This is a genomic window from Anaerobacillus sp. 63XJN7_4_ISO-PGPR-S23-413, assembly GCF_056173725.1.
Genome location: NZ_CM149688.1, coordinates 2013703 through 2026006 on the forward strand (window position 1 = coordinate 2013703; position 12304 = coordinate 2026006).

At 39.2% G+C, this 12304-nt stretch carries 9 protein-coding genes and 1 riboswitch; of the genes, 7 read left to right on the forward strand and 2 right to left on the reverse strand.

Features of this window, described 5'->3' with window-relative positions; translation table 11 throughout:
- Positions 1-7: 7 nt before the first annotated feature.
- On the reverse strand, positions 8-1513 hold the full coding sequence (locus AC0VYO_RS10915; protein ID WP_475367368.1) for a phytoene desaturase family protein: 1506 nt from the start codon (positions 1511-1513) through the stop codon (positions 8-10).
- Positions 1514-1692: 179 nt separating this feature from the next.
- On the opposite strand from AC0VYO_RS10915, the gene AC0VYO_RS10920 reads away from it, so the two are divergent.
- The 4 genes from AC0VYO_RS10920 (at position 1693) to msrA (ending at position 5785) form a co-directional block, all read left to right on the forward strand.
- A complete protein-coding gene (locus AC0VYO_RS10920) occupies positions 1693-2211 on the forward strand; it encodes a glycosyl-4,4'-diaponeurosporenoate acyltransferase CrtO family protein (RefSeq protein WP_475367369.1) in 519 nt (172 codons plus the stop codon).
- Positions 2192-3235 (forward strand): type 2 isopentenyl-diphosphate Delta-isomerase, encoded by a 1044-nt coding sequence (gene fni / locus AC0VYO_RS10925; RefSeq protein WP_226613046.1) that lies wholly within the window; start codon positions 2192-2194, stop codon positions 3233-3235. The genes AC0VYO_RS10920 and fni overlap by 20 nt, the downstream gene beginning before the upstream one ends.
- A gap of 195 nt (positions 3236-3430) precedes the next feature.
- Positions 3431-4834: a Na+/H+ antiporter NhaC family protein gene (locus AC0VYO_RS10930; protein WP_194221612.1), complete on the forward strand. Its 1404-nt coding sequence runs from the start codon at positions 3431-3433 to the stop codon at positions 4832-4834.
- An 87-nt stretch (positions 4835-4921) separates the two neighbouring features.
- Positions 4922-5035: riboswitch (SAM riboswitch) on the forward strand.
- Positions 5036-5146: 111 nt separating this feature from the next.
- A complete protein-coding gene (gene msrA, locus AC0VYO_RS10935; RefSeq protein WP_475368981.1) occupies positions 5147-5785 on the forward strand; it encodes a peptide-methionine (S)-S-oxide reductase MsrA in 639 nt (212 codons plus the stop codon).
- A 47-nt stretch (positions 5786-5832) separates the two neighbouring features.
- Here msrA and AC0VYO_RS10940 read toward each other — a convergent pair whose 3' ends face one another.
- Entirely contained in the window at positions 5833-8076 is a 2244-nt protein-coding gene (locus AC0VYO_RS10940) for a hypothetical protein (RefSeq protein WP_475368982.1), read from the reverse strand.
- Between the two features lie 257 nt (positions 8077-8333).
- Here AC0VYO_RS10940 and cydD point away from each other — a divergent pair, with 257 nt between their 5' ends.
- The 3 genes from cydD (at position 8334) to AC0VYO_RS10955 (ending at position 12234) form a co-directional block, all read left to right on the forward strand.
- Positions 8334-10067 (forward strand): thiol reductant ABC exporter subunit CydD, encoded by a 1734-nt coding sequence (gene cydD / locus AC0VYO_RS10945; protein WP_475367372.1) that lies wholly within the window; start codon positions 8334-8336, stop codon positions 10065-10067.
- Positions 10064-11773: a thiol reductant ABC exporter subunit CydC gene (cydC, locus tag AC0VYO_RS10950; RefSeq protein ID WP_475367373.1), complete on the forward strand. Its 1710-nt coding sequence runs from the start codon at positions 10064-10066 to the stop codon at positions 11771-11773. The genes cydD and cydC overlap by 4 nt, the downstream gene beginning before the upstream one ends.
- Before the next feature lie 224 nt (positions 11774-11997).
- Entirely contained in the window at positions 11998-12234 is a 237-nt protein-coding gene (locus tag AC0VYO_RS10955) for a hypothetical protein (RefSeq protein WP_475368983.1), read from the forward strand.
- Positions 12235-12304 lie beyond the last annotated feature (70 nt).

The window sequence follows — 12304 nt, forward strand, 5'->3', positions numbered from 1 at the left end:
CCCTTTCTTAGCCAGTTTGTTCATCTTTCAATTTCTGATCTTCAGCAATTAAATCTGCAGTTAACTGACCTGAAAGTGTAACCATTGGTACACCACCACCTGGATGTGTTGAACCGCCTACAAAGTACAGATTATCAATTAGTGAACTTCTAGATGGTATTTTAAAACCACCGTTTACTTTACGATCCGTTGCTACACCATAGATAGAGCCGCCGTTAGAACCATATAAATTCTTAATATCATCTGGAATGAACTGATATTCGAATTCAATTGATTCGCGAAGACCTGTCATACCCATTCGTTCTAATTTATCTAGGACGATTTCACGGTATCTACCGCGATGTTTCTCAAAGCTCTCACCAGGCTCTAATGGTGGAACATGTGTTAAGACAAAGAGATTTTCTTTTCCAGCCGGTGCCTGAGTAGGGTCAGATTTTGATGAGACACCAATATAGACCGTTGGATCGTCAGCAGGGACCCCTTCATCAAATATTTGTTTGAATTCTAACTCGGGATCTTTCGAGAAGAAAAAGTTGTGGTGTTGAAGGTGATCAAACGTCTTATTTACACCAAGTAACAACACAAGGCCTGAAACGGTAGGAGTATATTTTTTCAATTCATCTTTCACTTTTTCAGCACCAGGCTCTCCTTTAAGAAGCGTCTCGTGGGCAGGGATGCCTTCAAGATTACTAACGATTAAGTCTGCCTCCATCATCGTCCCATTCGCAAGTTTTACACCAGCTGCTTTTTTGTTTACGGTGAGAATCTCAGCGACCTCTGTATTGACTTGTACGTCCACACCTAGCTCATCAAGTAGCTTAAGCATTCCTTCTGCTATGTTATACATACCGCCTTCAACATAATAAATACCAAGGCCAAGCTGCACATAAACAAGTTGTGAAAGAATGGCAGGGGAATGATAAGGTGATGAGCCAATATACATAATAAAGAAGTTAAAGAGCTGCTGAAGATGTTTATCATCCAGATATTTTTCCGTTGCCTGATTCATTGATTTCATAGGGTTCATTGTGAGAAGATCTTTAAATGAATGCAGTTTTTGCAAATCTTGAATGCCTGACAAGCTTTTTTTGTAAAAGCTTTTTAAGCTTAAATCGAACATCGTTTTGCAATAATCTAAATAGGAGAGGAAGTTGGAATAATCTTTCTCTGAGCGCTTATGTACTTCAGATAACATAACAGCTATATCACTTGTTACATCAATCTGGGCGCCATCTTCGAAGAAAGTTCTCCATTGAGGTTCAATACGTTTAATGGTCATATAATCGTTTACATTTCGGTTTGCGCTTTTGAATAGTTTCTCAAGGACCCAAGGCATTGTTAGAATGGAAGGACCCGTATCGAATTTAAACCCTTGGCCAGAACGTTTGTTTAATTTGCCGCCAGCGCGCTCATTTTTTTCCAGTACGGTAACTTGATGTCCATCGGCTGCAAGACGAATAGCTGCCGAAAGACCTCCTAGTCCAGCACCAATAACGATTGTTTTTTTGCTCATTCCATCTCCTCCTTCATCGAATTAACTTCAAGCGTCGACATTTATACACTGTAATTGTATAGTGTGGGTATAACCTTTGTAAAGGAATCATAACGCTGTTACAGTGTATAATAGGTTTTCCTGACATAATAATTACCTAATCTTGGATATGTTAAACAATTTTGAAACGAGGAATTTGTATGCAGGTCATCCACTTATCGATCGTAGGGTTAATCTTAGTGAATATTTTTGCCTGGCTGATCATTCATGTTTCTATCTCTTATATTTGCCTTCGGTTGCCAGATTCCTTTTATGAATCTAAAAAATCAATGTTACAAAATAAGAAATGGGAACTGAAAGTGTATGATCGTATCCAGATAAGGAAGTGGAAAACAATACTACCTGATGGGGGAGATGTGTTTAAAGGAGGATTTCGGAAGAAAGAACTCAAAACGCTCACTTCTTCTTATATAAGGAAATTTATCTTAGAGACAAGACGTGCAGAGGTGACCCATTGGCTTCTCATACCACCTTCATTCTTGTTTTTCTTATGGAATCCTTTGAGTATTGGTTTAGTAATGGTTGGGTATTCTTTAATAGTTAATCTTCCATTTATTCTTATACAAAGGTACAATCGACTCAGGTTAAAACCATTATTACATCGACAGATGAAAAAAGAGCAGCGCAGGGGGAATTCCATTGGAACACTTGGGGTTTGATCAAACCGAAAAAAGAAAGAACGAACATATTGATATTTGTCTAACGGAAGACGTGGAAGGACAGGGACTTACGACGGGGTTAGAAAAATATCGTTTTAAGCATAATCCACTACCAGAAATTGATTATAATGAAGTCGATATCTCCACTCAATTTCTTAATAAGAAATTGAAGACGCCATTTCTGATCAGCTCAATGACCGGCGGTACAGAGCGATCTTGGGAGATTAATAAACGTCTTGCCAAAGCTGCTGAAGCACATGGTTGGGCGCTTGGTGTAGGCTCAATGCGTGCCGCTATTCAAGAATCGAAATCCGCTTATTCATTTGACGTAAGAAAACATGCACCAACCATTCCTATACTAGCCAATATTGGAGCTGTTCAACTCAATTATGGTTTTACAGTAGAAGAGTGTAAGAGAGCGATTGACTTCATTCAAGCTGATGCGCTTCTGCTTCATTTAAATCCATTACAAGAAGTATTCCAACCTGAGGGTGATACAAATTTCCAAGATTTAATCGATAAAATTCGAGAAGTAGCAAAAGCGATCCCTGTTCCACTCGGTATTAAAGAGGTTGGCATGGGAATCGATGCGAAGAGTGCTCAGCGTCTTATAAGTGCAGGTGCCAGTTTTATTGATGTTGCTGGAGCGGGTGGAACATCCTGGATTCAAGTTGAAAGTTTTCGTTCCCATCAAACATTAAGACAACAAGCTGCCGAAGCTTTTCAAGATTGGGGTAACCCGACAGCTGATTGTATTATTGATGTAAGGAAACAGCATCCCGATGTCCCGATGGTTGCAAGTGGCGGACTAAAAAATGGTGTGGATGCAGCTAAAGCTATTGCTCTCGGGGCGGATGTGTCCGGATTTGGTAGGGCATTACTTGAAAATGCAGTAGATGATAGTGAAGAAGCGCTATCAGATCAATTAAAGCGAATTGAGTTCGAATTACGAACAGCTATGTTTGGAATTGGAGCTGCATCGATCAATAGATTAAAATACAATAGCGCATTAAAAAAGAAATAGCCAGAGCACTGAGCTCTGGCTTTTTTGTATGAATAAGTTAAGGAACGATGTTCAATTTGTCTTATTTAAACCATATGGCACCAATGACTTCGAGCAACTCGACTTGCTCAGACGAATGAGGAATCAACATTATCGGTTCCCGTAGTATAGGTCGTTCTCTAGAGAGCAAACTAGAGCTTAAGGAGGGCGACGCTAATGGCCTGGTTATCCATTTTTCCGTTTATCGTTGTCATTATCATTGCGATGAAAACAAAACTAGTGATCCCCGGATTAACGGCGGGTTTGCTAACAGCATCATTTATATACAAACCTGGATTGATCATTGGTTTACAACAGTTCTATGAATTTATTATGACTGGTTTGAAAGATGAAAATAATGTTAAAATCGTCCTTTTTCTATATATGTTTACGGGCTTAATCGGATTGATGAAATATACTGGTGGGATAAAAGGATTTGTTCAAGTTGCCTCATCCAAAATCAACTCAAAAAAAGGAGCGTTATTTCTGACGTGGGTGTCAACGCTAGGAACATTTAGTGCTCCTAGTTTCCGCATTGTAACGGTAGCCCCAATCATGAAAGCTCTTTTAAATAAAGTGAAAATCACTCCTCAGGAGCTTGGATTTGTGATAGAAACGACAGCAACTCCAGTTATTGTCTTAATGCCAATTGCTACCGCTTTTGTCGGCTATATGTCATCTGTTGTGCAGCTTTCACTAAAAGCAGAAGGCATTGAAGGAGATGGCTATCGTTACTTTCTTCAAAGTATCCCTTACAACTTTTTTTCGATTAGTATTTTATTGATTGGCTTTTATTTGAGTTTTTTCCATCATCGAAAAACGCCAGCTACAGACGCAGGTAATGTGGAAAAAAAGCTTGATGATCAATGGGAAGATTGTCATCCAGCTGTGGCGAAGGATCTTCCTACGAAACCGATGAATTTATTAATACCTCTTGGAGGAGTTATTCTCCTAACACTTCTTCTTACATATTGGAGTGGTTATAAGAAGGGGTTTACTTCTTTAATCAAGGCGTTTATTGAGGCAGATGTCCTCGACGCGATGGTCTTTGCACTTCTCACTACAGTACTTTTAACGTTCATTTTCTATTTATTTCAGCGTTTTTCTTTAAAGGACCTTGTTACTTATTTTATCGAAGGTGGTAACGAGATGATGCCGGTCATCGTCTTGCTTACTGTCGTTTGGGGCTTAGCAGCTTCAACAGAAGCTCTTGGCTTCTCGTCTTTTGTTACCTCAAACCTTGATTGGATTCCTACTTTATTTGTACCACCAGTCTTATTTCTCGTTGGGGCGTTTATTTCATACTTTATTGGCTCATCATGGGGCACATGGGGAATTTTAATGCCGCTCGGTATTTCATTAGGGTATTCTACAGGAGCAGATCTACCTGTTGTCATTGGAGCCGTGTTTGCGAGTGGGACATTTGGCGCTTTTGCTTCTCCGCTAAGTGACAATACGAATACAGTTGCGAGGATCTTGCAGTTGAATCCTATGACATATGCGAAATTTAAGCTTGGCCCAGCTTTATTAGCGGCGGGATTAGCAGCAGCTGGCTACTTTGTTATCTCTTTTGTAATATAATTATTTTTATGAGTACTTTTGTATTGACATCCGTTTTAAAACCATTTATTATTGGGACTAACTTAATAATCCTTTGTTTAAAGGATCTTCTTATTCAGAGAGGTGGAGGGACTGGCCCTTAGATACCTCGGCAACGGACCTATGAACTTATGTTCAATTGGAACCGTGCTAATTCCTGCGACGAAAGTCGAAAAATGAGAAGAGGCTCGGTCTATCCAAACCCTCTTCTGTTCGAGCAGATGAGGGTTTTTTTATGCACCCTCATTTGGAAATATGTTTTAGTAGAGGGAGAGACTGATATTGCATACACTAATGGATAACGAAGCAAGAAAACAACAGCTTATTAAGGCCCTTCTCTCACAAGGGATATATAAGAAGGGTGAAAAGCAACTTTATATGTTATCACTAAATGAATTAGAAAACATATATGCTCGATCAAATAAAACCATACAGAGAAAAGGAAACGGAGTGGTCATAGTGGAACAAGCAACATTTGCAGCAGGGTGCTTTTGGGGAGTAGAAGCGCTATTTCAACAATTGAACGGTGTTATTTCAACTTCAGCAGGGTTTACAGGAGGAGAGACGATTAATCCAACTTATGAAGATGTTTATTCTGAATTAACAGGCCATGCCGAATCCGTACAAGTTGAATATGATCCTTCTCTCATTTCTTATGAAGAACTTGTAGAAGTTTTCTTTGAAAATCATAATCCAACCTCCTTAAACAAACAGGGAGAAGATGTCGGAACACGCTATCGCTCAGCGATCTTTTACCACTCAAATGAGCAGGCAGAAATAGCATTGATTGCAAAAGAAAAACTCGAGCGATCTGGACGCTTCAAAAAACCAGTTGTGACGCAAATTGTACCAATCACTTCATTCTATCGTGCAGATGAGTATCATCAAAGCTATCTTGCTAAGCGTGGACAGTCTTCTTGCAAAATTTCATAATAGAAAAAAGGCTTTCTCTCATTGTCATGAGGGAAGGCCTTTTTTAGTTAATCACCTTGATTGACACCTATTTGATCAATAAAGACTTTTCCTTTCTCTGATGCATTAAATTCGAACGTAAGAGCATTCATCTTCTTCGGATTAAAGGCATTGTTTGCTTCTAAGAATCGCTGCATCGGAATATTAAAGGTTTGGAGAACCGGTTCAGTAGGTTCACCATAACGTCCTTCTTCAAAGTATTTTGTTTTTGTGTGTTGAATAGGAAGAACACCTTGCAACTGCATGACGTCACTCAGCTTAACACTAGCGGATGCTCCGTTATCTGAACTAGCCGTGATTGTGAAATCAACAGGTTGCTGGTCAGATGGATCTGAAAGGTTTGCTGCTGTGAATGTTAATGAACTGTTCATTGTATAAGCAAATGGATCCTGAAGGGCTTTCTTGAAATTTAATTTGTATGTGCCGTTCTTTGAATAGGAATGATCCCATTTCAAAAAGACCCCATGAGTACCTCTTTCTTTATCGCGTCGAAATTCAAGCTCTCCTTCATACCATTGCAGCAAGCTATTAGTCTCTATGGTGATATAGGGAGATGTCGCTGTTGTGACATCAACGTCCTCTTCAAAGGTGCTATAGATATGATACGAAGGATCTTCATATTTACTAATGTATGTTGTATCAGGTAGCCATTCGAGAGCATAGCGATAATCCTCAAACATCGGTTGATAGGACTCATTTTGATGAAGCGTCGCCTCAAGAAAGCCAGCAACATATGTGCGGGCTATTTGTCGTTGTTCAGTGCCTTTAAGAAGAGGCTCTTTATTTAATAAAAGCGTGAAAGGGAAATACGTATCGTTTTCTCCCCACGTTGTGTTAAATTGTCCGTGATTGGCGCGATCAATATAAAGGGCTGCTTTCATAGCTTCTTTACTGCCAGTTAAATCAATCCCATTATACTGTCGGTCGCCTTCGAATTCCGATAAATCACTATCATAAGAACCTTGAAGTAATAAATAATTGACATCATCCACTTCGATTTTTCGATCTGAAAGTGTTTGATAATCCGTCGGTGCAAGTGCGATAACAGATTCAATATTATAATGGAAATCAAAAGTCATGTTCCCGTTATTTGGGTAACGATCAAGGTCATTGAATTTTGCTGCTAAAATCGCAGCTTGACCACCGCGAGAATGACCTATTAAAGCAATTTGATCCATCTTCACTTTGTTGAATAATGGATTATCTTTTTGAGAAGATAATTTCTCCATTTCTTCAATATGTTTAAGCAGCAACCAAGCGCGTCCATTAATGTCTCCTGCGAGGCCACCAGACCATGATGAATTGAAGAAGTTCTCATCTACTGATACTGTTAAAAAGCCACGACTAGCGAGTAACTCACCTAAATAATTGTAGCCTTCATCTGAGAAGTCCTCCATCTTATGGTTTCCATGGACAATAAGGACAAGAGGAAAAGAACCATTTCCTTTAGGCACCCATACACGTCCATTAAGTGGCACATTGGTGTCTTTAAAGCCCCAGAACCACTCGCGTTCTTTGGACCATTCTCCAATCATACTTGAAGCGTTAACTGACATCGTTTGAATATCTACTTGCTCCCCAAATTCAGGACGTTGCTTATCCTTTCCACTTCCATATGTATAAGTAGTTACATCAAATGAGCCGTATTCTGAAGGGTTATCACTAACAGGTGAGAGCGGCTCTACATTAATAGAGAGACGATCATTCATTAAACCAGGTGTGAATAACCAGTATGAAAAAGCTGACGTTGCTAAAACACCAAACAGTAGCATGATCATAGACATTGGCTTTTTGATGCCTTTAGAAAGAGGGTATCCGAACATAGCGCCAAGGATGATACCGACTGCAATTAAGAGATAGGAGAGCGGAAGGATGTTCTCTAATTGACGAAATTGATCTAATGTATAAATGGTTATAGCAAGCGAGACTCCAATACTTGCAATGAGAAGAGAGGGTAATCTTTTGAAATGCTCTATGAACCATGTACCAATCTTAACGGTGAGCAGTGTACTGACAACTGCAATTAATAGGAAAAGAATAACGTCCATTATTTGACCCAGTCCAGTATGAAAATCAAACCCAATCGAAAAGATTAGCAGCATTGTCATAAAAAGAGCGCCGTAAGAAGCTCCTTTCCATATGGTTTTAAAGAAGGATTGTAATGGTTGAGTAAAAGAAATCAATAAATGCTTTAATTTATTTCGTTTGTGTGTATTTTTACGCGTTTTTTCAAATTCAGGTTCGTGTTCCACGCTAATCCTCCATTTCTTATCCTGCTGCTTTCATTATAGCAAATAGGAAATAAGGAAGAATGCTAAATCTAAGAATGCCTCAATTGAATAAGTAGTGGCTCGATGACTCTAGCACAGATTTCGTTCATTTAATTGTAAAAATAATCGCTGCGTAGTATTTGCTTCTCCTTTGTATAAGTCGTACAATAGGAATTAAGAATTAATGTGAAATATTTCACAAACGTATGTTTGTTGTGAAACTAAAGGTGGGGGATCAGGTGAAGAACGAACTTAAAGCGTATGCTTCAGGTTTTAAAATCACACACTTGTTTATGATTTTAGGTGCTCTTATGATTGGCGCATCCATTATTGTACAGGCTTTTCTTACAGTAGAAATAGTGAATCGGGTATTTATTGAAAAACTAGCATATTCAGACATTTCATCGTATCTCATTGGCTTACTGATTGTCATGGCGCTACGCCCTTGCGTATCTTATTTAATGGGAAAAGCAGGCGTTAACATGGCCGCTATTGTAAAACAAAGAATAAGAGAAGCGCTTTTGAATAAATTTTCTCGAGACGCACTTCTAACGTCTTACCAGGGTCAATCTGGACAGAAAGTGAGCGTTTTACTAGATGCGGTGGATGAGATTGATTCCTATTATAGTCAATACATTCCACAAGTGTTTAAAACGGCGGTTATTCCTTTTTTTATTCTAATCGCAGTTTCAACTCAGCATATTGAAACAGGGCTAATAATGATCGTGACGGCTCCATTCATTCCACTCTTTTATATTATTATCGGCATTCGTACTCAGAAAAAATCCGAGGAGAAGCTAGAGCAGATGACCGTTTTTTCTGGTCGCTTTCTTGATACAATTCAGGGTTTGACTACGTTGAACTTGTTTCGTCAATCGAAGAAATATCGCTCGATTATGGAAGAAAGCAGCTTGAATTATCGAGATGCAACGCTCGAAGTTCTTAAGGTTGCGTTTGTTTCATCCCTTATGCTTGAGCTTATTTCAATGTTAAGCATTGGGATTATCGCTCTTGAGATTGGTCTTCGTCTCATTGTGTTTAATAGCATGTCTTTTGCTACAGCCTTTTTCCTTCTTATGCTTGCTCCTGAGTTCTATCTTTCCCTAAAGGAACTAGGCAGTGCTTTTCATACTGGTAGAGGTAGCATGAGTGCAATGAAAAAGGTAAGTGAAGAACTTCATCGTGAAAGTGACGAAATGAAATGGGGAGATCGATTACTTGAAACGAAGGAGAGGCCACCACTGTTGGCGTTTAAGAACGTTTCATATCGCTATCAGGAGAGTGGATTTGGGTTATCCTCTATTGATCTAACTATTAAACCTTATAGCAATACGGCCGTGATTGGTCGGAGTGGATCTGGAAAATCGACGCTTTTGAATTTGCTTGGTGGATTGCTTCCACCTCAAGAAGGTGCCATTACCGCCGACGAAATTCCCCTAACAAGTTTAGAAGAAGAAAGCTGGTTTTCAAAGATAAGCTTTATATCACAAAACCCGTATTTGTTTACTGGAACGATCGCTGAAAATATCGCGATTGGATCAAAAAGTAGGGATAAAATACAAATCGAAGCGGCGGCTGAGAAAGCTGGTATTTCCTCGTTTATTGCTTCTCTTGAAAATGGTTATGAGACGGTTATTGGTGAATCCGGAAGAGGGATATCTGGAGGAGAGAAGCAGAGAATTGCGCTTGCTCGAGCATTTATAAAACAACCAGAGATTATTTTATTTGATGAACCAACAACGGGACTTGATTTATATACAGAGAAAGTTCTTCATACTTCGATCAAAGAACTATCAAAAAACGCAACAATGATTACTGTAGCACACCGTATCCATACAATACGAAATGCCGATCATATTATACTCCTTGATAAGGGAAACTTGATCGCGGAAGGAACCGATGAATCGCTTTACGCTTCAAGTGAGTTGTATCGTGATATGGTTGATACGCAGAAGGCGGAGGTCACTTTATGAGAGAGCTAGCATTTGTATGGCGTGAGATGCTGACAGAAAAACGGGATATCCTCCTCTCAATATTATTTGGTTTTATTGCGGGAATAACAGCTGTTGCCTTGTTTGCTTCTAGCGGCTATTTAATTTCGAAGGCAGCCTTATCGTTACCTGTGTTTGCATTAGCGATTTTAACAGCTGTTGTGAAATTTTTTGGACTTGCCCGCGCAGCTGGACGCTACTTTGAAAGGATATATTCTCATCGCGCGACGTTTTCCATTTTAAGCAACATGCGCGTCTCCTTTTATAAAAAGCTTGAGCCAATAGCGGCAGGGTTGTCACAGAGATATCGCAGTGGAGATCTGCTAGGTAGAATTGTAGGAGATATTGATCGACTGCAGCATTTTTACCTTCGCGTTTTTTATCCACCTATAGTTTTTATTCTCATATTCCTTGTTACGATTTGGTTTACGCTATTCTATTCTTTCGAAATTGCACTTCTAATGTTACTTGGAGTAATTTTTACAGGGATTGTGATTCCGGGTTACTTTGCGTGGAGTATTCGAAAAAAGGATCGAAAGGTTCGTTCAAGTAGAGGAGAATTTGCTGCTGATTCAGCTGAGTTTTTCGCTGGTTATCGTGATTTGAAAATCATGAGTGAGGTTGAAGGAAAGAAAAGCGATCTTAAAACAAAATCCAACGACTATGGGATTGCTCAAAGCAAAGAAGGAAAAGCAGAAGTGCTTCATCAAGCCGTTAATTCATTTGTGTCTTTATTTGTAACCTGGAGTGTTATTGGGATCGGTTCATATCTTGTCATAACGGGAGAACTAGATGGCGTGTTTCTCGCCATGCTTGTCCTGATCTCTTTAACGTCCTTTGAGAACGCAGTGCCATTGGCTATCATGCCTGCTTATTTGCAAGATAGCATAGTAGCTTCGAAAAGACTGTCATCTGTAGAAGGGAAGCCAAGGGTGGAAGAGAAAGAAAAGGTGGATCTTCCGAATGAGAAAGCTTTTTCTCTGTCGGCAAGAAATGTCACTTTTTCTTATCCAAATGAAATACGAAAGTCATTAACTAATGTAACGGTTCATATTCCAGCAGGAGGAAAAACGGCTATTGTTGGACCAAGTGGTTCTGGAAAATCGACTCTATTACAACTTTTCTTAAAGTTCTTTGAGGGAAGTGGCGCATTAGAGATGAATGATCGTTCCATTCAATCGCTTTCCGAAGAGAATATCTGGAGCAAGACGAATGTCGTCCTGCAACAAAATCATTTCTTTTCAGGTACGATTCGTGATAATTTGCTTCTAGCTGGAGAGTCATTATCCGATGAAAAGTTAATGGAAAGTCTTCAAGCTGTCCAGCTAGAACACTTTTCTCTCGATTATAGCGTGCACGAAAAAGGATCGAACCTTTCTGGTGGTGAGCAACAGCGCCTCGCTATCGCCCGTTCCTTCTTAAAGGGTAAACGAGTCTGGTTATTAGATGAACCGACTTCCTCAGTCGACCTTCTTACTGAAAGGTCAATTCTCAAGCATCTTTTTGAACAAGCGAAAGAGGATACGCTTCTACTGGTCAGTCATCGTTTAAACAATCTTGAACAAATGGATCAAATTATCGTAATGGATTCAGGGCAAATCGTAGAAAGTGGTACGTATAAAGAATTGATGAAAATAAAGGGCTATTTCTATCAAATGAGAGAAATAGAGAAAAGTGTCCTTCTTTAATATTGATGGAGTTTCATCTTCCATTCGCTTACTGAAAGAAAATAGCGATTGGAAGTTTTTTTGTTGACTTTTTTAATGGACATGTTGATTTGTGAATCAATAGAGAATCGACCTTAGAACTAATGCTATGACAAAAAGAAGGGGGAAGTCTTCTTTATATGGAATTTTATAGGGATGATCTAAAAAGGAGGGGGGTTATTGTTAAACAACGTGAGTGTGTAACCGTGAAAGTACCTAATATGAAACAAGCGCTAGCCTTTTGTACGAAAGTTCTGAATTTCGAGGTATCAAAAGAGGATGGCCCTAAAATTGTGAGCATTGTTCATGAAAACATAACATTTGTCATAGAAGAGGAAGCGGTTCAATCTGATAGTAAAAACGTGCTGCTCGGAATTCCATCTACTAGCATTCGTCAGGATCCTTTTGATCCAAGCGCCTTAGCGATAGTTGAATATAGTTAGGATCGTTAAAACACCTACTACCATATACGATCACATGTACGATATACTAATAGTTAGCGTATTTTTTTGA

Bases quoted from the DNA above. Each gene is read 5' to 3' on its own strand.
- AC0VYO_RS10915 (WP_475367368.1), bottom strand. From the start codon at position 1,513: ATGAGCAAAAAAACAATCGTTATTGGTGCTGGACTAGGAGGTCTTTCG.
- AC0VYO_RS10920 (WP_475367369.1), top strand. From the start codon at position 1,693: ATGCAGGTCATCCACTTATCGATCGTAGGGTTAATCTTAGTGAATATT.
- AC0VYO_RS10930 (WP_194221612.1), top strand. From the start codon at position 3,431: ATGGCCTGGTTATCCATTTTTCCGTTTATCGTTGTCATTATCATTGCG.
- msrA (WP_475368981.1), top strand. From the start codon at position 5,147: ATGGATAACGAAGCAAGAAAACAACAGCTTATTAAGGCCCTTCTCTCA.
- cydC (WP_475367373.1), top strand. From the start codon at position 10,064: ATGAGAGAGCTAGCATTTGTATGGCGTGAGATGCTGACAGAAAAACGG.